Origin of the sequence: Brevibacillus fluminis, from assembly GCF_003710825.1 — a bacterium.
Taxonomy (GTDB): Bacteria; Bacillota; Bacilli; order Brevibacillales; family Brevibacillaceae; genus Brevibacillus_D; species Brevibacillus_D fluminis.
Genome location: NZ_RHHQ01000006.1, coordinates 26,194 through 45,503, shown reverse-complemented (window position 1 = coordinate 45,503; position 19,310 = coordinate 26,194). Strand labels below are relative to the sequence as shown.

General features: G+C 50.1%; 21 protein-coding genes. 8 read left to right on the top strand and 13 right to left on the bottom strand.

The annotated features are described in order from the left end of the window. Nucleotides 1-162: 162 nt before the first annotated feature. On the top strand, nucleotides 163-798 hold the full coding sequence (locus tag EDM56_RS05860; RefSeq protein ID WP_122916962.1) for a YhcN/YlaJ family sporulation lipoprotein: 636 nt from the start codon (nucleotides 163-165) through the stop codon (nucleotides 796-798). Between the two features lie 147 nt (nucleotides 799-945). Next, on the top strand, nucleotides 946-1,989 hold the full coding sequence (locus tag EDM56_RS05855; RefSeq protein WP_122916961.1) for an aldo/keto reductase: 1,044 nt from the start codon (nucleotides 946-948) through the stop codon (nucleotides 1,987-1,989). A 143-nt stretch (nucleotides 1,990-2,132) separates the two neighbouring features. On the opposite strand, the gene EDM56_RS05850 is transcribed toward EDM56_RS05855, so the two are convergent. Then, nucleotides 2,133-2,585 carry a pyridoxamine 5'-phosphate oxidase family protein gene (locus EDM56_RS05850; RefSeq protein WP_122916960.1) on the bottom strand — a complete coding sequence of 151 codons (453 nt, stop codon included), beginning with the start codon at nucleotides 2,583-2,585 and terminating at the stop codon, nucleotides 2,133-2,135. 137 nt (nucleotides 2,586-2,722) lie between these two features. Here EDM56_RS05850 and EDM56_RS05845 point away from each other — a divergent pair, with 137 nt between their 5' ends. After that, nucleotides 2,723-3,058, top strand: coding sequence for a DUF5665 domain-containing protein (locus EDM56_RS05845; protein ID WP_246009280.1), 336 nt, complete (start codon nucleotides 2,723-2,725; stop codon nucleotides 3,056-3,058). Here EDM56_RS05845 and EDM56_RS05840 read toward each other — a convergent pair whose 3' ends face one another. The 6 genes from EDM56_RS05840 to typA all read right to left on the bottom strand — a co-directional run bounded on the left by EDM56_RS05840 (nucleotide 3,059) and on the right by typA (nucleotide 8,764). After that, complete coding sequence (locus EDM56_RS05840; RefSeq protein ID WP_122916959.1) at nucleotides 3,059-4,264, bottom strand: hypothetical protein; 1,206 nt, start codon at nucleotides 4,262-4,264, stop codon at nucleotides 3,059-3,061. 117 nt (nucleotides 4,265-4,381) lie between these two features. Next, on the bottom strand, nucleotides 4,382-4,663 hold the full coding sequence (locus tag EDM56_RS05835) for a hypothetical protein (protein ID WP_122916958.1): 282 nt from the start codon (nucleotides 4,661-4,663) through the stop codon (nucleotides 4,382-4,384). Between the two features lie 18 nt (nucleotides 4,664-4,681). After that, the gene (locus EDM56_RS05830) at nucleotides 4,682-5,959 is read right to left on the bottom strand and encodes an ArsB/NhaD family transporter (RefSeq protein ID WP_122916957.1); all 1,278 of its coding nucleotides are present in this window, start codon (nucleotides 5,957-5,959) and stop codon (nucleotides 4,682-4,684) included. A 104-nt stretch (nucleotides 5,960-6,063) separates the two neighbouring features. After that, entirely contained in the window at nucleotides 6,064-6,336 is a 273-nt protein-coding gene (locus EDM56_RS05825; protein ID WP_122916956.1) for a hypothetical protein, read from the bottom strand. Beyond that, complete coding sequence (locus EDM56_RS05820) at nucleotides 6,333-6,668, bottom strand: YlaH-like family protein (protein ID WP_122916955.1); 336 nt, start codon at nucleotides 6,666-6,668, stop codon at nucleotides 6,333-6,335. Before EDM56_RS05820 ends, EDM56_RS05825 begins: the two co-directional genes overlap by 4 nt. 254 nt (nucleotides 6,669-6,922) lie before the next feature. Continuing rightward, the gene (gene typA, locus EDM56_RS05815; RefSeq protein WP_122916954.1) at nucleotides 6,923-8,764 is read right to left on the bottom strand and encodes a translational GTPase TypA; all 1,842 of its coding nucleotides are present in this window, start codon (nucleotides 8,762-8,764) and stop codon (nucleotides 6,923-6,925) included. A 120-nt stretch (nucleotides 8,765-8,884) separates the two neighbouring features. On the opposite strand from typA, the gene EDM56_RS05810 reads away from it, so the two are divergent. The 3 genes from EDM56_RS05810 to EDM56_RS05800 all read left to right on the top strand — a co-directional run bounded on the left by EDM56_RS05810 (nucleotide 8,885) and on the right by EDM56_RS05800 (nucleotide 12,089). Continuing rightward, on the top strand, nucleotides 8,885-10,231 hold the full coding sequence (locus tag EDM56_RS05810) for a hypothetical protein (protein ID WP_122916953.1): 1,347 nt from the start codon (nucleotides 8,885-8,887) through the stop codon (nucleotides 10,229-10,231). Nucleotides 10,232-10,238: 7 nt separating this feature from the next. Beyond that, nucleotides 10,239-11,240 carry a hypothetical protein gene (locus tag EDM56_RS05805; protein WP_122916952.1) on the top strand — a complete coding sequence of 334 codons (1,002 nt, stop codon included), beginning with the start codon at nucleotides 10,239-10,241 and terminating at the stop codon, nucleotides 11,238-11,240. Nucleotides 11,241-11,303: 63 nt separating this feature from the next. Next, entirely contained in the window at nucleotides 11,304-12,089 is a 786-nt protein-coding gene (locus EDM56_RS05800; RefSeq protein WP_122916951.1) for a YhcN/YlaJ family sporulation lipoprotein, read from the top strand. Between the two features lie 33 nt (nucleotides 12,090-12,122). Here EDM56_RS05800 and EDM56_RS05795 read toward each other — a convergent pair whose 3' ends face one another. Continuing rightward, on the bottom strand, nucleotides 12,123-13,037 hold the full coding sequence (locus tag EDM56_RS05795; protein WP_122916950.1) for a LysR family transcriptional regulator: 915 nt from the start codon (nucleotides 13,035-13,037) through the stop codon (nucleotides 12,123-12,125). A 111-nt stretch (nucleotides 13,038-13,148) separates the two neighbouring features. Between EDM56_RS05795 and aroA the strand changes: the two genes are divergently transcribed. Beyond that, nucleotides 13,149-14,498, top strand: coding sequence for a 3-phosphoshikimate 1-carboxyvinyltransferase (gene aroA / locus EDM56_RS05790; RefSeq protein ID WP_122916949.1), 1,350 nt, complete (start codon nucleotides 13,149-13,151; stop codon nucleotides 14,496-14,498). 55 nt (nucleotides 14,499-14,553) lie between these two features. On the opposite strand, the gene speD is transcribed toward aroA, so the two are convergent. From speD to EDM56_RS05770, 4 genes are all read right to left on the bottom strand, one after another. Beyond that, complete coding sequence (speD, locus tag EDM56_RS05785; protein WP_122916948.1) at nucleotides 14,554-14,955, bottom strand: adenosylmethionine decarboxylase; 402 nt, start codon at nucleotides 14,953-14,955, stop codon at nucleotides 14,554-14,556. A 238-nt stretch (nucleotides 14,956-15,193) separates the two neighbouring features. After that, the gene (locus tag EDM56_RS05780) at nucleotides 15,194-15,790 is read right to left on the bottom strand and encodes a hypothetical protein (protein WP_122916947.1); all 597 of its coding nucleotides are present in this window, start codon (nucleotides 15,788-15,790) and stop codon (nucleotides 15,194-15,196) included. A 220-nt stretch (nucleotides 15,791-16,010) separates the two neighbouring features. Then, nucleotides 16,011-16,523, bottom strand: coding sequence for a DUF4446 family protein (locus EDM56_RS05775; RefSeq protein WP_122916946.1), 513 nt, complete (start codon nucleotides 16,521-16,523; stop codon nucleotides 16,011-16,013). 426 nt (nucleotides 16,524-16,949) lie between these two features. Further along, on the bottom strand, nucleotides 16,950-17,168 hold the full coding sequence (locus tag EDM56_RS05770; protein ID WP_246009279.1) for a hypothetical protein: 219 nt from the start codon (nucleotides 17,166-17,168) through the stop codon (nucleotides 16,950-16,952). Nucleotides 17,169-17,442: 274 nt separating this feature from the next. Here EDM56_RS05770 and EDM56_RS05765 point away from each other — a divergent pair, with 274 nt between their 5' ends. Then, entirely contained in the window at nucleotides 17,443-18,084 is a 642-nt protein-coding gene (locus EDM56_RS05765; RefSeq protein ID WP_122916945.1) for a YktB family protein, read from the top strand. Nucleotides 18,085-18,207: 123 nt separating this feature from the next. Here EDM56_RS05765 and EDM56_RS05760 read toward each other — a convergent pair whose 3' ends face one another. Beyond that, nucleotides 18,208-19,173, bottom strand: coding sequence for an NAD(P)H-dependent flavin oxidoreductase (locus EDM56_RS05760; protein WP_122917152.1), 966 nt, complete (start codon nucleotides 19,171-19,173; stop codon nucleotides 18,208-18,210). Nucleotides 19,174-19,310: the final 137 nt, after the last annotated feature.

Here is a 19,310-nt window from a genome sequence, read left to right as displayed (position 1 = left end):
GTCGGGCAAGCAAAACGGCTGCCCCATTTTGCATTGCGCAAGGCGATTTGAAGTTACTTACAGTCTATGACGCAAGTCCTTCACTTAGACGAAACGGAATGAAAACCGACGGATCAACAAACAATACGCGTAAGACATTCACAAAAAAGGTAAGGAGTGAGGATGATCGTGATTCGCTACGCGATTTTACTGATAGGCGCAAGCTTGGCTTTGTTCGGCTGCACGCGGGAAAATCCGCAAGCTTTAAACAACGCAGCCCCCAAACAGCATCAAGCCAAAACACAAGCTGTCCCCCAAACGGCGCCTCAGCCTGCATACAACCAGTCGCCACAAGCCAAGGCAGAACGTTTGTCACAGCTTGCCTCCCGTGTGAAAAAAGTACACAGCGCCACATCCGTCGTCGCCGGAAACTGGGCGGTCGTCGGGATCACCGTAGATCCTGCCTTGGATCGACCTGAAGTTGGTGTCATTAAATATAGCGTAGCCGAGGCGTTAAAAGCAGATCCGCAAGGCGCAAACGCGATTGTAACCGCTGACCCCGCTATCGTCCAGCGATTGCGCGAAATGTCCGTTGATATGAAACATGGCAAGCCGATCAAGGGAATCGCGGAAGAGCTGTCCGATATCGTGGGCCGGATCATGCCGCAGCTGCCGAAAAATGTGCAGAAAAACGAACAGCCGCGCCCTGGTGTGAATCACTTGCAGCACCCGGCTCCAGGCAACCATCCGCACCAGACGAATCAGCATGGAACTCCACCGGCATCCGGTAAGCATGGACAGCCTGCACAACAGCCATAATCCTTCCCTCACCTTCCCGTTTCTTGCGGGAAGGTGTTTTATTTCACAAACCTGTTATAATCTAATCGGTCACGTTGTTTCATCCTGTGGACTGAACATGGTAAGATAAGGACGAGCCATTAATAATTCTCGAAGGAGAGATGGAAGATGAAGTACAGAACACTTCCAGGAACGGAGTTGTCAGTCTCCGAAGTAGGTTTCGGCGTCTGGTCGGTCGCCACTAAATGGTGGGGAGTCACCGATGAATCGCTGGCGAAACGCTTGGTTCGTTCCGCATATGAAGAGTATGGCATCAATTTCTTTGATACCGCCGATGTTTATGGCAACGGCTTTGGAGAAACCATTCTCGCTGATACGCTTAAAGATGTTCGCGACAAAGTTGTCATCGCAACGAAATTCGGATATGACATTTACAATTTGCCAGGCGAGCGCAAAGGCCATTCGGAATTGCCGCAGAACTGGTCCAAAGAACATATCCGCTACGCCTGCGAGCAAAGCCTGAAGCGTATGGGAACCGATTACATCGATTTCTATCAGCTCCACAATCCACGGATGGAAGCTGTCATGAATGAAGAGGTCATTGAGGTTCTCGAAGAGCTGAAAAAAGAAGGCAAAATTCGCGAGTACGGCGCTGCTATGGGTCCTGACATCGGTTGGGAAGATGAGTCCGTCGCCGCTTTGAAACGCCCTGGTTATGCCGGCATTCAAATCATTAACAACATCGTAGAACAAGACCCAGCTCGCAACCTTTTCGCTATCGCAGATGAAGAGAAGCGCGCTCTGATCGTTCGTGTCCCTCATGCATCCGGCCTCCTGGATGGCACGTATGATCCGCAAAAGCATTTCGACAAGAGCGACCACCGCAGCCACCGCCCAACCGCTTGGATGCAAGCTGGCGTAGAGGTTGTCGAAGAAATGAAAGCAAAAGGTCTGTTTGACGGCAAAGAGCGCACGATCGGTCAGCTGGCGATCCAATTCTCACTGTATCGCCCATCGGTTGTTACCGTACTGCCTAACATCACCAGCGAACAAAACTTGAAAGAGTTTGCGCTCTCTTCTGAAGTGGCGCCGCTGACTGATGCTGAATTCAACATTATCGACTCGCTGTGGGTGAATGGCTACAACAAGCGTTTGGAACAACATATGTCCAATACGCAAACAAAGCCAACCCCTGTTTTGACCGCACAGTAAACCGTTACTTACCCGATTACGCTTGCAGTTGTATGGCTGCACGCAACGCGGTGTAAAATAGAAGGAGCCTTTTCAGAAGGCTCCTTTTTTCATGTGCAACAAAGGCTCCGCCACTGGTTCGGCGAAGCCAACGTTTTCACAACTTATTTTTTTAGCGCCGTCATGACTTGCGCATCCAGCTTCGCCGCTGCGTTCTTGTCATAGGTTTTCTCATATTCGGGATCAACCGAGATTCTCGAGCCGTAAAACATGATGTCGCGAACGGTTTCTACCACGATCTCCACTTTTGCCAGCTTGAGCGGAACCCCGTCCAAGCGCTCCTCAATGGATGCAACGCGTCCGGCAATTTCGTAGGAAGAGCCGTTGCCAAGCAAGTGCAGGCTAACGCTCGGTGTCTTTTGCAGATTGGCCAAGATGCGGGAGCGGTTGTCGATGGCGATCCGTACGGTTTGATGCGTCGTCGCTACCACCCACGATATTGAGCCAAGGGATGGAGCACCTGTCTCATGATCAATCGTAGCTAAGGTGAGAAACCGTTCTTGCTGCATGAGTCCAAACAAGCTCTCTGATAAAGAGGTGGCAACCGTTTCGGACATGTGTGATCCCTCCAGTCAACATTGGTACGTCTATTGTACCTGTCTGATCCGGTTGGAGGCAATTAATTCCATTCGCTTGCTTGCTTGTTTGGATGATTTTTCCTACACTTAGATAAGAAGAAAGGGGAGATGATCACTTGTCGAAAATAATTTCACCCACGGATGAACTGCTACAGAAGGTGGATCACCTCCTGCATGAGTTGCAGCAAGTTCGCAAACTGAACGAACGCATGGACAAAATCGCCATGTTTTTGGAAGATATACGCCTCGCAGACATCGTCCAAAACTATACGGCTCCACGAAAATTGATCTATATCAACTTCTTGGCCGGACTCGCTCGCGGTCTCGGGCTGACGATCGGGACGGCTATTATATTAGCGATTTTGGGGTGGTTGTTGTCTCAGTCTCTCACCATCCCGATCATCGGCGATTACATCAAAGACATCATGAATTACATCAGATCGTATCAGTGATTAATCTTCATCCTCATCGTCGTCATGATCACCTTTTTTGTGCTCGTTCTCTTTATGCCCTTTTTCCCGTTGTTTCTCGGCGTTTTTCTTGACAGCCTCCAAATATTCTTTCAGCTTTTCTTTGTTTTTTTCCATTTCTTCCTTTTTCTTTTCTAGCTCTTTTTTGTCAACATGCACGACCTTGTTTTGCTCGTCTTGGTTTTTCTGCTTCTTTTGATCTGGTGCTTGATTGACAGGTGTGCCGTGAGAAATATCCGATTTGGCAACTAGTGTTTTGCCGTAGAACAGCTCCACATGGATCGCTTTGGCGCTGTAAGAGCGGTTTTTGAACGGGAGTTTGGTTTCAAACTTGCCGTTTTCTCCTACTTTGATCTCGTGCTTTTTGCCATCCGGCCCTGTCACGACCAGCTTCCATTCGCCTTTTTTCTCTCCGTTTTTATAAGTGACGGTGCCCTTTAGCTCGAACTGTTTTTTATTAGCGCTAAGCGTCGCCGTTCCTTCGATCATGCCTGTCGGCTTTACTGTTTCGGCCGGTACGTTTACTTTGTTGACCTTGACGGATTGTTCGCTCAGTTTCTCGTCTCCTGTATACAGTTCAACAACAACGTTGGCATCTTTGGCATCGGTGACAGCGAAACCGTATTCGAATGATTTTGCTCCTTCCCAAACGTGTACCAATTTAGCTTCTCTCGATACCGTACCGTATCGTACGACCACCTTGTCCACTTTTGGATTGACGATGCCGCTTACTTTCATTTGACGAGCGGTTTGGTCATACAGCGCGTTGGCATAGACAAGCTCATCGTCAGAAACGGTGCCGTCTGCCAGCTTGATTTTGACCGTGTCAACAAGCTCCGTGTTCACATAGGCCAGAAGCGTGGCGGTTTGTCCATCCTTGCTTGCGGATGCCGGGATTGCGACTTTCAAGCCATGGTTCGGAAAGCTAACGATCTCGCTTTTGCTGTCATTCGGTAAAAGAATAATTACTTTCGTGATATCATCCCGGACGTTCGCTTTTATGTAATTGCCATTCGCATCAGTTACCTGTTCAACTCCGCTCAACCCTGCACCATCAGTCGTGGCAGAAATATCCGAAGCGAGCAATTTGCTCATCGTGCCGTTCTCAGCCCACACTGGCGTGAGCCCTCCTCCGACAACAACGGCTGCTACGAGCCATACTACGGGTTTCTTGATGTATTTTTTCATTTGTCCTGTCCCCTCTTTCCTTGCTTTCCTTTGTTATGTTCATCTCACAGACGGAACAATTTAGCAAAAGGTTGCAAAAAACCCCTCCGTGATTGGAGGGGCTTTCGTTTTTTCTGTTTAGTTGTCTTTCCAGGCCACTTGTGTAAGAAGCCGATAGGCGAACAGTTGGAGCACAAAGGCGACATAATAATCTTGGCGCACAATCACTTGATACCCATGGTCTATCTGGGTGTAAAACAGCACATCGGTGTGCACCCGATTTTCAGCAAAATAGTGGCGGATGTCGCGCATCGCCTGGTGCTGTTCTTCTTCCTGCACATGAATGCGGAACTCATAGTCACCCTCGACTTTACTCTCCTGAATGGAAAGCGTCGATGAATCAAACTGGTAAGTCAACATGCACATGTCACTCCCTTTTTATAGATAGCGTAGGTAGATGTACAACGTAGAAATCAAGATGGAGACAAGCATCAGCGGAAAGCCGATGAAAAGAAATTTGACAAAAGAGATGTGATGCCCTTCTTTTGCCGCCAGGCCAGCCACAATCACATTTGCGCTTGCACCGATCAAGGTTCCGTTGCCGCCCAAGCATGCTCCCAGGGAAAGGCTCCACCAAAGCGGATCGAGATTCGTGATACCCATTGTCCCCATGTCCTGAATCATCGGGATCATCGTGGCGACGAACGGAATATTGTCGACGAAAGCAGAAGCAATCGCGCTCATCCACAAAATCAACATAGCGGTTGGCCCAACCTCGCCACCCGTCAAGCCCATCGCATAGGTAGCCAGCTTGCTAATGACGCCCGTCTCAATCAGGCCGCCAACCAGGACGAACAAACCGATGAAGAAGAAGAGGGTTGTCCATTCCACTTTGGCCATCGCTTCCTCCAAATAACGCTCGCCGGTCCAGAGCAGGAGCAGAAATGCACCTGCAAGCGCGACCGTTGCCGATTCGATATGGAGCAGCTGGTGAAGAAAAAATCCAGCGATCGTCACTCCGAGAATAATGAGGCATTTAGTCAAAAGTTTTTTGTCAGTAATTTCACTTTTTTCATCCAACAGCATGATCCCTAGCTTCAACTCCGGCGCTGTCTTCAGTTCATTTCGATACCAAAACGCGAGAATCGCGAGCGTCACGAACAAGATCAAAAATGAGATCAAAAACAGGTTATTGATAAAAGCCATAAAGGTCAGCTCTTTGACCGCGCTCCCGATCATAATATTGGGCGGATCGCCGATTAAGGTTGACGTACCCCCGATATTGGAAGCAAAAATCTCGGTCAACAAAAACGGCATCGGATTGATGCGCAGCTGCTTGGTGATGCTGAACGTAACCGGGACCATCAGCAAGACGGTCGTAACGTTGTCAAGAAATGCGGACGCGAGTGCAGTCAGTATGCCGAGTGCAAGCAATATGCGCAGCGGCTCCCCCTTCGCCTTTTTGGCGGCCCAGATGGCGATATATTTGAACAATCCGGTCTCGGCCGTAATGGACACGATGATCATCATGCCGGTCAGCAAGCCTAACGTGTTGAAATCAATATGGTGCACCGCAGACTCTTGATCGACGATGCCGAACACGACCATGAGCAGCCCGCCGATCATCGAAACGATGGTACGATGAAGCTTTTCAGAAATAATGATGGCATAAATCACGAGAAAAATGCCGATTGCCAGTATTGCTTGTTCCTGCATGTAAATAGTCACCTGCCGTTAGTAAAGTGGAACCTCTCACGCAAAAAGCGCAGAACGCACACCGCCCCGCTTAACAAACGAGCAGGGCAGCTTTAGACAAACGGTTATTGATTGTATTTCGGCTCGCTATTAATCGCATCGAGCAGCTCTTCCACCGCTTCGATCTGGTACATTTCCATTTTCGGCTTTCCTTCCATCGTATAGCGCAGCGTATACATCGTCTCGTCCTTTGTATACGTGAGCGCCGTCACGTTGTGATCTTCCGTCAAAATCGCGCTGAAAAACGCAGCGGTCTCCTTTGCGGATTGATCGTGCGGCCGCGCATCGGCAACCGCCTGAATTTGTAGCCAGTTAAACAACGCGTCCCCCAGTCTCATCGCTCTCCCCGCTTTCTCTTGTTGTCAGGCTTAATCCGCACCTTGACGATCACCAAAAGCAGAACCGCAACGAACATCGCGCTCTTTACCGGCAATGAAGTGTCCAGGAAGCTGAAAATAATCGCCCCGATAAACAACAGGACGTAGAGCAGCACATTTTTTAACAATGGCATCCGAACCCGTGTCGCAAACCCCAAATAATACACCGCAATCAAATAGACAAAGATCACATACGCGCGATAATGGTCAAAGAAAATGCGGATTGAGTCATATGTGGTCAGCGCATTGGGATTGGAAGGCTCATAAGATGACACCAACTCAAACCATTCCATTCACAATCTCTCCCCTTGCAATCAATCACCTGTACTCTTTTGCTGCTTATGCACTAGTCCGTCCTCAACCATTGCCCCGGAGAATCAAGCTTTTTTTACCAAAGTATGTATGAATGAGAACAGCTTGTATCAGTATTACTTTAGCAGGTGAGAGACTGCTCTGTCAAAATACAGCAATCGATTTTGGTCGAAAAAAGAAGAAGAGCCACTGCTCCTCTCTTGCATGAGGAGGTGGCTCTTTATTCTCGTATCGGTTACGCTTGCGGCTGGGCTTCCCAGCGTTTTTGTTTCGCATAGCGCTCGCGGTCGGATTTGTTCAAATACTTTTTGCGCAAACGGACGGATTGCGGAGTTACCTCACACAGCTCGTCGTCGTTCAAGTATTCGAGCGCTTCTTCCAGCGTCAAGGTACGAGGGGTTTTCATTTTCACTGTCTCGTCTTTTGTCGCGGAACGAACGTTTGTCGCATGCTTTTCTTTACATACGTTAACGGTCAAATCGTTGTCGCGGTTATGCTCGCCAACGATCATTCCTTCATATACTTCGGTACCTGGGTGAATGAACATGATACCGCGATCTTCAACGGACATCAAACCGTATGTCGTCGCTGTGCCTGTTTCGTTGGAGATCAGAACGCCCGCGTGGCGGCCACCTACCTCACCTACGAACAATGGACGGTAGCTGTCGAAGGAATGGTTCAGGATTCCATAACCACGAGTAATGGTCAAAAACTCGTTCCGGTAACCGATCAAGCCGCGGGAAGGAATCAAGAATTCCAGACGGACTTGGCCGAAACCGTTATTGATCATATTGACCATTTCAGCTTTACGCTGACCCAATGTTTCCATTACCGGACCAGTAAACTCTTCCGGTACGTCGATAATCAGCATTTCGGCTGGCTCCATTTTTTGGCCGTCGATTTCACGAATAATAACTTCCGGCTTGGAAACAGCGAGCTCATAGCCTTCGCGACGCATGTTCTCCACGAGGATGGACAGGTGCAATTCACCACGGCCAGATACGACGAACGCATCAGGAGAATCGGTTTCGTCAACGCGCAGCGAAACGTCTGTCTCCAGCTCGGACATCAAGCGGTCGCGCAGCTTACGGGATGTAACGTGTTTTCCTTCGCGGCCGGCAAATGGGCTGTTGTTCACGAGGAACGTCATTTGCAAGGTCGGTTCGTCGATTTTCAACAATGGCAGCGCATCCTGGTTGTCAGGATCACAAATGGTCTCACCCACGTTGATGTCTTCCAGACCTGCGATTGCCACGATGTCACCCGCTTTGGCGGTCTTCATTTCGACACGGTTCAAGCCGACGAAGCCGAACAGCTTTTGCACGCGCATTCTCTTCACGGAGCCGTCGCGCTTCATAACAGCGACTTGGTCGTTCACGTTGATCACACCGCGATAGATGCGGCCAATCCCGATACGGCCCAAAAAGTCGTTATAGTCGAGGATAGTAACTTGCATTTGCAAAGGTGCTTCCACGTCTGCATACGGCTCTGGCATATGCTCAACGATTGCATCGAAAAGTGGACGCAGGTCGCTTTCCAGTTTGTCTGGTTCCATACCGGCAATGCCTTGCAGACCAGATGCATATACGATCGGGAAGTCCAATTGGTCTTCCGTTGCATCCAGATCGATAAACAAGTCGTACACTTCATTAATCACTTCTTGCGGACGCGCATTTTCACGGTCGACTTTGTTCACCACAACGATCGGTGTTACTTTCGCTTCCAACGCTTTGCGCAAAACAAAGCGGGTTTGTGGCATACAGCCTTCAAAAGCATCGACAATCAAAAGTACACCGTCAACCATGCTCATGATCCGCTCAACTTCGCCGCCGAAGTCCGCATGGCCCGGTGTATCCAAAATATTAATCGTAAAGTCCTTATATTTAAGGGACGTAGTTTTTGCCAGAATTGTAATTCCGCGCTCGCGTTCCAGGTCGTTGGAGTCCATCATTCTTTCCTCTACTTGCTGGTTGCTGCGGAATGTACCTGCTTGAATCAACAATTTATCAACCAACGTCGTTTTACCGTGGTCGACGTGGGCGATAATAGCGATGTTGCGAATGTCAGGGCGCTTCATAATTTCCTCCTCGTTTATGCATACACTTCATCATAACAGTTCGCTCACCGCCATACAATGGTAAGTTCATTCGAATCATGTTAAAATGTACCTGAAAAATGTAAACAGGGAGGCACTTTGATGAATCAAGAGCGCTCTCTTCCGATCCACTCCTTAGCCGATGGTATCCTCTCTCTCGCCGATGCGCTCGGGCTTTTTGTGACGTTCGTGGCCACCAAGCGAGAAAAGACGCAATACCGTTGGCAAAGCGGCCGATTTCTCGACCGTTCCCATCATCTTGAAACCTCCGTATATTTGACCGTCCGCACGGCTTCAGGAACAATCGGACAAGCCATGACCTCGGCCTTAGTACCTGACAGACTGGAACAGGCTTTTCACCAAGCGGTTCGCCATGCATCCGAACGACCCCAAATCGCACGCTCACTCGATACACTCGCTGCACTGGAAAAGCGTCAGCTACCTTTTATGATGCACCATTCTTCACAACCTACAGCTATAAACAAATCATTTTTACATAAAATAGAAGCGCAGCATCGCCACTTTTCAGCGCCTTCAGGTGCGGCTGTTACAAGTGTATCCTTTTTGCACGAACGCATAACGGCTGCCCGCAGCGATGGACAGCTTTTCTCCCTACCGCTCGATCGATTGATCTGCAGTCATCTCGCTACCAGATATCGGCTGAACATTCAGTCAGGTGTGAGTACAACGGTAGGCTTTGATGATGAATTATATGAAGGAATTATGCAAGATTTGGCGAGAAAACGGCAAGACGCGATCCTGGATTTGGCGCACGCCGACATGCTCAGCACCAGCCCGATTTCTGGTTCTTTCGGTGTAGTCCGCAATGTTTTGCTGGACGACCAGCTTCTGGGACAGCTTTTGGCACATTGCTTGCGCTTGCCCCAGCATCTTCAACCTGCCGCGTCGAGAACGACACTGTCTTTTTTGCAAGCGGAAGGTAGCCCTGCTTTTTCGCCGATCCATCCATTTGGCTATTTGGTGGGAACTACAGCAATTTATTCATCGGCTGGAACCGACACAGCCTCCCTTGCCGCTTTGACCAGCCATCCTTCGAGTCCCTTTCACCTTTCCCTTGACTTTCCTATTGAAACATCGGGTTATGAAGAGCGAGTCAACCTATTGGATGCTTGCCGATCTTGGGCGCGTAATGGCGCGCTTGCTGGAAAAGGGTGCCTCATCGTTCAGGGAGTGCGGCATCTCGAGCTGAATCAGACTGACGGCAGCTTCCTCCTTTATCCCGAGCGAATGGGCCTATTTGAGTCGGGACGCCTGTCCGCACTTCCGCAGCAAGCAGTGAAGGGCTCACTCTCTGCGCTAATTCCTGCGATCGTCAGAGGATTCGGCCCGATGCGACAAGTCTGGCTGTCAGTAGACAATTGGCAGGTTGCGGATTTGCCCCGCTTCACACTGGCGCAACTGCCATTTTCTCTAGGCCAAGGAGTGTGATTGCTGCATGGCTGACGTAAAAATGCTCATCGCGGAATTGCATGCATGTATCCACCAGCCAAAACGTGAGCTGGGACTTACCTTTTTTCATCTTGTCTATGAGGTGGAGCATATTCTCGACCATGCGCTGGACTTTTTGGAAAAGGCAACAGGCACCCTTATGCTTATTTGGCAAGACAAGAGTATCTCGTCTATCTGTTTTACCGATCCAGACTTGCTTACAGTAGATGGATTACCCTTGGACAAATGGCGGCAGCTGCGTTTTTTCCGGCCGGAGCTGCACCGATTGCTGCAGACCGAGCAGATGTCAATTTCCCCATCTGTCCCGTTATTTGATCCTGCCATCAAAACGATTGTAGATTGTGGCCCACAGCCGTTCATTGCAACGCATTTTTCTTGGCGCCTGTCATACACAACACGAACCGTCGTCGATTCGCTTGGATTGTATCGTGAAGAACAGCGTACGATTGCCAACTTACAAGCCAGCAACCCCACGGTCCCTGTAAGCTGGTCCAGCAGCCGTTTGCCGACTTCAGCGGAGATGAAGTACCTCTCGGCTGAGCATGCTTGGTATCTCGGGCAGCTGCCAGATGCAACTGAAGGTGAAGTGCTTGTCCCCGCGCAATCAGCGGTCTTATTGGCACCGGACGCCTTGCACAGTGCCTTATATCCATGCTGGCATGCCAGATTGCTGCCAGCTAACTTTTGCCCTGACACCACTCATTGGAAATCATCCGGTGAAAAAATGTTTCGCGATTGGCTGCGCAGCGAGCAGCAAGCCGTGTTCATATCCGAGTTGACGGTAACACCAGCTGCAAAAGCGAACGAACCACTCTTTGTTGCTGGCCGCGCTTATGTTTTTCAGCATGGGCGGCTGCGAAGATATGGCATCACCACGCTGTCGCTGCAAATACATGAACTGGTGCGCTCGCTGCAGCCTATCACCATACGCAAAATCGGCTGGAACGGAAACGGTGTGCTTTCTACGCTGTGGCAATCTCCAATTTGACCTGAAACTTCCTGCGTATTTGCCGTGACACCTACGCAAAATAAGCGCGGAGGTGTTATAACAATGAGAAAATGGTCTCTGGCAATCTCCTGTCTTGTTTTGGCGACGTCGTTAACCACTGCTTGCGGTTACAACCGCACTGCCGCACCACAACCGGGAACTGGCACACGTACGCAAGGGGTTACGCATCCAAGCACTACTGGCACAACCGGCACAGTAGGAACCACCGCGTATCGCGCGACAGCACCGAACATGTACAACACGACTGCTCCATACGCAAACGGTACGACTACCGTTCCCCATACGTATGGAACAGGCGCGCCTCATCACTATGGGGCTGGTACACACTACACGTTTGACCAACATCTGTCGACCAAGGCTGCCAAAGCAGCAGATTCGGTCCCAGGGGTTAGCAACGCTGTAGCGGTTGTTTCCGGAAACGATGCTTTGGTCGGTGTCAACATTCGTGTCGATGCCAATCACACTCGTCAGCGTCACGCCATCGAACAGCGCGTTTATTCCGCTGTAAAAGCAGGATTGCCGAATCATCATGTTCGCATCACCTCTGATACTGCGATGGTTGCCCGTATTCGCGCACTGGATACCGGTATCCGCCAGCATCATGGCTACGGTGGCACCTACACAGGGGCCGGTACTGGAACAGGTTATGGCACTGGAGCAGGTTATGGCACCGGCGCAGGCGCTGGAACCCACACAGGGGCTGGCACCGGTACGCATTCCATCTTTAATGGACCGAACACTGTATCTCAAAACGTGCGGAACATGGGATCCGACTTTGGCGCACTAGTACGAGATATGGGACGTACCGTGACCGCACCGTTTCGGTAAGGAGCGGTGAGCCATGTAAAAAGGGAGACGCGTTTAGTCGCTGTCTCCCTTTTTGTCTGTTTGCTGCATGGGCAGTGAATGAAAAAACTGAAGCGCCGCAAGTGATAATCGGCTCGTGTGTCGAATTACTAACCCGATCTTGCGCTCCGGCACCTGATGAACCGTCGGTACTTCCACAAGCGTGCCAAGACGCAGTTCCGCTTGCACAAAAGCGCGGTTAATCAGCGCAATCCCAAATCCCCGCTTTGCAAATTCAATTAGCAGGTCGATGCTGCCGACCTCGACATCAGGCGCCATCGCAATCCCCTCTACGGCAAACCAGCGCTCCATGAACTGTCGGGTGCGGCTTTTCGCCGATAGACTTAATAGAGGGAGTGCTGCCAATTCTTCGGCTGTGCGCGGCTGTAGAGCAAAACTACGGTGTGCCTCCCCAACCACAAAGCAATCCTGAACGCCGAGCTGGCTTACGACTTTAAGCACTGGCTCTTCAGCCGGAAGCGGCAAATGGACAAGCCCGCAGTCGATTAGTCCCTCCTTCACATGCTGCACGATCTCGCTTGTTTTCCCATGTGATAAACGAATTCGCACCCCCGGATAGCTCTCGCGGAACTGCTCCAACTGCGGCAACAACAGGTGCTTGATCAACGAATCGCTTGCGCCGATCCGCAGCTCTCCCGCTTCCAGCGCCTTCAGCTCCTGAACCTTTCGCTCCCCTGCTTCGAGCAGCTGAAATGCTTGCTCAACGAAAGCAAACAGCTCTCTTCCTTCTGCAGTTAGCTCAACCCCTTTGGACATGCGCTGAAACAAGCGCAAACCGAGCGCGGTCTCCATCTGCTTGATCGCGTAGCTAACAGTCGGCTGCGTAATGAACAATGCCTCCGCAGCCCTTGTCAAATTACCGGTTTTCGCCGTGTGATAAAAGATGCGATACCATTCCAAATGAAACATGACATTGATCTCCTCTATGACAACGAACAAAATTTACGATTTCATCTATTTCATTTTCGTCATTATAATCCAAGGTAGAACGATGCTCAAGACGAAATGAGGTTAATGAACATGAACGAAACATCTCTCCACCTTGCCGATCAGGCTGCCCGGTCCCCTTGGTCTGCGTCCCATCAGCAAGCGCACATACAGCTTACGCCAGCAGCGGGACCGATCGATCAAACCATCAACGTGTCCGGCAGCAAAAGCTTGACCAATCGTGCGCTGATCATCGCTGCAATGGCCAACGGCACCTCCCGGCTGGACGGCATTTTGAAAAGCGACGATTCCTACTGGTGTATCGACAGCCTCAAAAAGCTGGGTGTTTCCATCACCATCGACCAAACGACAGCGACGGTAACGGGTGTTGGGGGAAAATGGCCGGTCGAACAGGAAGAGCTGTACGTCGGAGCCGCCGGTACAGTAGCTCGCTTTTTACCTGGCGCTTTGGCTGCAGGGAATGGTACGTGGCGGCTTGATGGCAGCCGACGCATGCAGGAGCGGCCGCTAGCGCCTCTGCTTGGCGCTTTGTCCGCACTGGGCGCACAAATTGACTATACCGGACAACCTGGCTGCCTCCCCCTCACCCTGAGCGCAAACGGGCTTCAAGGCGGTGAAGTGACCATTTCGGGCAGTGTGTCCAGCCAATTCATCAGCGGGCTACTGCTGGCGGCACCGTATGCAAAAGACCCTTTGATCGTCCATATCGACGGGACAGTCGTCCAGCGTGATTATGTGGACATGACGCTCGAGATGATGCATGCCTTTGGTGTCGAACCGCTCGTTCAAAACGGCGGGCAAAGCGTTCGTTTCGAACCAGCGACATATAAGGCTGCAGCTCTTACACTCGAACCGGACGTGTCGACTTGCGGTTATTTTTGGAGCTTGGCCGCATTAACCAACGGGCGCATTCGGATCAATGGAATCTCAACCGCCACAAGGCAGCCCGATATCGAATTGTTGGACACGCTTGAGCGAATGGGCTGCACGGTTGTCCGGGGCGATGATTTCGTTGAGGTGCGCGGCACTGCGCAATTGAAAGGCGGCTTCACCGTCAGCATGAAGCGCTGGTCCGACCAGACGCTGACAATGGCGGCACTCGCCACGTTTGCCGACGCGCCGATTACGATGACCGATGCGGCTCATATCCGCCACCATGAGTGCGACCGGATCAGTGTGGTCTGTGAACAGCTTCACAAGCTCGGCATCAAAGTAGAAGAATACGCGGACGGACTGACTGTGCATCCCGGACCAGTCACGCCTGCCCTATTAGACCCACATGACGATCACCGAATGGCGATGGCCCTTGCCCTGATCGGCGCGAAAATTCCGGGGATTCGCATTGCCGACCCCGGCTGTGTTGCGAAAACGTGCCCTGATTATTTTGAGCGGCTGTCCGATCTCGGCATTGGCGTGGAATAAGGCAAAAAAAAGAAGGTGCCACATCGGCACCTTCTCGTTGTATTCAATCCGTATCTTATTTCGCCAGCTCCGGCATTTTGATCTCCGGTTCCAGCACTTCCAATTCTCCAAGACCACGAACCAATTTCTTCGCATAAACCTTTTCTGGCTTCAAGATCGAAACCATGTAATCAATCGCCACTTGCGGATCTACCGTTTCACCGCAGGTGTAGCAATCCAAAGCAGCAAAACCGCGCTCAGGATAAGTGTGGATAGAAAGATGACTTTCCGAGAGAAGAACCAGAACGGTAGCTCCTTGAGGTGAGAACTGCTTAGCTTGAACGCTCAAAACTGAAGCGCCGCAAGATTCTGCAGCCTCAATCATTTCTTTCTTCAAAAACTCTGCATCATTCAATAGGTCAAACTGTACTCCCCATGTGTCAATGGCAACATGGCGTCCGAAAGTCGAGTATTCCATCTTTCGGTTCCCCCTTCCTAGCAAGTGTGATAGAGAAACATCATCGCTAGGACCTGCGTCATTCACTAACGGGGGCGGCTTCTCTCACGGTATTCCACCCTTTAAAGTGAATCCTGGTTCCTAATCTTGATTTCCAACGAATTTAAAATTATCACGGTTGAGCACAAATGACAACACTTTTTTTTGGGAAATCGGCCAAAAAATAAAAATGGGCGCTTTTCGCACCCATTATCATAAGTTAGGCTTCCAATGTATACAAGCGACGGGACAATTCCGCCAGCTTGCGGTCAATCCCGGACAGTCGATCGGGCGCTTTTTCACGCGACTTGATACGCAAATCTAGCAAGCGATCGGTCTCAGCACGGATACATTGAATCTCATGTTCAACACCATTTTGTTGAAAAAGCATTTCAAGTTCTTTCGCTTGATTGTGGTTGGTCGATTCAAAGACAAGGGTCTCTTTGCTGTCCGCGCATTCCTGAATGCGGATCACGTCACCGTCGTCATAATGATACACCATAGTAAAACTGTCATACACGCGGTGGACAATTCCGTGCCCTTTAAAGCGCTTCATCGCTTTGCGCATCGTATTGGCCAGATTCAAATCTCTGATCTCATACGAGCTTTCACAAGAAAAACGCGGGCCGATCCGGCTAAAGGTCAATTTGATTTCCCCTTGGCCGTCGGAAATGAAGATATCCCGATCACCTGTAAAACGTTCCTGTACCGATACAAGGAAATTATCGTTTGCAAATAAACTTACAAATTGGTTAAGCTCTTCTTCACTCATGGCAAAAAAGGCATTCGCGTAGTTAGTCGATAAACGCTGAGCCATACTATCTCCTCTATTCCCTGTTTTTGGCTGTCAAAAAAACTGCCTGAACATGAGACAGAGAAGCTAGGTATCTACAAAGGAACGTTGCTGAACCTGGCCTTGCCCCGCGAATCGAACATCGATTTGGGTATAGAAGGCAGATCACCTCTTTATCATTTTACCAAAACGGTACAACCTCTTAACATTTACGTGCCTACATGTATTATTATACACATATTCTTCACAATTGTCTTGAGGGATTCGCGGAAACAGACGCTTTTTTTACGACAGCGTGCTCTTCTTCGGATAAATGATACAAAGATTTTCCAGCCTGAACCGGTTTCGCATAGAAACGGGACTCTTCGCGCCCATAGATGCTGGTCAGCACCACGCCATTTTGATCGTCATCCAATAGCGCCATGGAAAAGCTAAGATCGCTCCCTAGGTCGCCAAAAGCATTGTAGCGAGTGATGGAAAGATTGCCGCACTGGGCACCCACGCGCTGGGAAAGCCGGTTGATCAGAAATTGCTGATCGTTTTGTTGTTTTTTCCACTCCTCCATTTGTGCAAGCAGCGACCTGAGCTGCCCCTCCAAGTTATCTTTACTTGTGCCGGAAAAAAGCTTGTTCATCAACTTGCGGGTACGGGAAATTTTGACCCACATGCTAATAAGTGCAAGCAAAATCAGCAAATTGACGCCGACGATGCCCGCAAGCAAAAGTTCCGACTGGAGCGGAGTGAGCATTTGCAGCATGTTTTTTCTTCCTTCCTATCCGAGTCCTCGGGAACATATACGCCCTGTACTATCTTACAGCGGCATGAACAAAAGGTTAAGCTTTTTCTAAGCAATTTCTCATTAAATCCTAACCAAAAATCAGCCGGATCGGAACAACACGCTGGTCGTCAGCTTCTTCATCTATATTGTTTGTCGGAGGTGGCTCGTCAGTCCATGCAGATTTTGCAAAATGCCCCTGTGCATGGAAGGTTAGAAAACCTGGCTGCGCCATGCCTTTTGGCGGAGCCGCGGTTGCCCTTATACTGGATAGGAATTTTATAATTCCTATCTGTACAACGAAAAAACGACACCCGCTCGCATGAGTGAATGTCGTTCTTCAGTCCTTTGATTTGTTTCGTTGCATCTTCAACCTACCTGTCTCTTTCCGAAAAGAATTGTGCCAAACTATGCCTCCAAGAGCAGCATTTCTCTGCCCAATTTTTTCAGAAGTTCTTTTGACTTGCAGATTTGGGCGTAATCGTTTGCTTGCAGTGCATCATAAAGCGTTGCCAATTCGTAATCAAGCTCTAAGCGAAGTACAGGTATGCGTTCCTCGGCGTCCTTGCGCTTCAAAGCTGCGATTACTTGATCCATTGTCACATTGCACGCTTTTTCAAAGATCATTTTCGCTCAGCTCCTTTTGTCTTGCGCTTGTCTTGGCATCGTCGAAAAATACTGGCATCGTCGGTCTGCTAAGAATATTCATCAGTTGTAATTATCTGATTTATCTGATTATAAAACAGACCAGAAGTTATGGAGTAGTATATCATATTATTCTGCGACCGCTCTTGCTATACCTGCCAGATCGTTTTCTTCCCTTTCTCGGCACCTGTTTTTTTGGTATGATAAGGGAACATTTGCTGCTGGATTCGTGTTTTTTTGAAAGGAAGGAAGCTTCATGTCAACTTTTACCGGCTTTTCTCAAGAAGCATTCGATGTCTTTACCATTGACGGTCTGGATGCGCGGATGGAGAAAATCATTTCTGTCATACGCCCGTCTTTTGAACAATTGGGTCAGCATTTTGCGCCAAGCTTATCCGCGCTGACTGGTGAGGAAATGTTTACCCACATTGCCAAACATGCCCGCCGCACGGTGAATCCGCCCAAGGATACATGGGTAGCCTTTGCCGCTGATAAACGGGGCTACAAAAAACATCCGCATTTCCAGATCGGGCTGTGGGGCACACACCTGTTTGTCTGGTATGCTGTCATTTATGAGTCCCCGTTCAAAGAGCAGATCGCCGAACGGCTAGAGACTGAAATTGACCAAATCATGCAATTGATCCCAAACGACTTTCATTGGTCACCCGACCATATGCAGCCTGCAAGCACACCGCAAGCTGAGCTGGGCAAAGACGGGGTTCTCGCATTAATCAAACGATTGAAGCAAGTCAAAAAAGCGGAGCTGCTCTGCGGTTTGACGATCCCTTGTGACGATTCTATCCTGGCTGACGGTGAACGCCTATTGAAAAAACTAGACGAAACAATGGCGATCTTGGCCCGTTTGTACAATATGGGTAAAACCGGCATCCACGTGTGATTGTGAAGATTACTTCTAGATATATGCAAAAGAACAGGTACGCTTGCGTGGGAATTTACGCAAGTGACCTGTCTTTTTTTTGCCAGCACGACCAACCACCGCTTGGCGGTTTGTTTTCTGCTGTTATTCGCCTTGGATTTGTGCCAGCCGTTCCGTAGCGCCCTTCGCTTCCTGCACGATCCGGTCAAACAGCTGCTGAACCGTCGGAATGTCGTCGATCAGACCGACAACCTGCCCTGCCCAACCAAACCCATGATCATCATCGCCCTCGTAGATGAACGATCGGTTTCGCGCACCGCTGATCAGTTCTTTCAACCCTTCGTAGCCTGCTCCTGCTGATTCGCGTGCGAGAATTTCATCCGAGCCTTTTGTGCGTACCACACGCGCAGGGGTGCCCAATGTCCGCTTGATCACCTGTGTGTCATGCTCGGTCGCGTTCAGCAACGCTTCTTTGTATGCCGCATGAGCATGGACACATTCCAAGGTCGCGATAAACCGCGTGCCCATTTCGATCCCTTCTGCGCCAAGCGCCAGCGCAGCGGCCAGACCTCTCCCGTCGCCGATCCCGCCGCTTGCAAGCACCGGAATTTGTAAGGCTGACGCAACGCGTGGTATCAGCACGAACGTCCCGATGTCATCGCGTCCGAGATGGCCGCCGCCCTCTTGCCCTACTGCCATTACCGCATCCGCGCCGATCGACTCGGCTTTTTGCGCTTGGCGTACGGCTGCTACCAATACCAGCTTTTTCACACCGTAAGGCTCTGAGCGGCGAATCAATGGCTCAGGATTGCCTCCCGTGATGCTAATAATTTTGACCCCTTCCTCCAAAGCCGCATCCAGCATATCTTCATACGGACGGCCATGCTGCCCAATGGCAAAATTTACCCCGAACGGCTTGGCCGTCATCGCTTTCGTTTTGCGGATCTCTTCTCGCAGCGCTTCTGGGGAAGGCAGCGACATCGCCGTTATTTGGCCCAGTCCGCCTGCATTGGAGACAGCGGCGGCAAGGTCAGCATAAGCCAAATAAGCAAGCCCCCCTTGCACGATCGGCAAGTTGATTCCCAACAGCTCGGTCACACGTGTTTTCATCGGTTTCCCTCCTTTGGTCTTTCTACTTTTTTCTTGCATAGACATTCGTTCTCCTGCAAGAAAAATTCACTTGCTTTCCCCCCTCTTTTTGCTATACTCATCTTGTTTGTTTTTTATAGACCATGAATGTAAAGCGA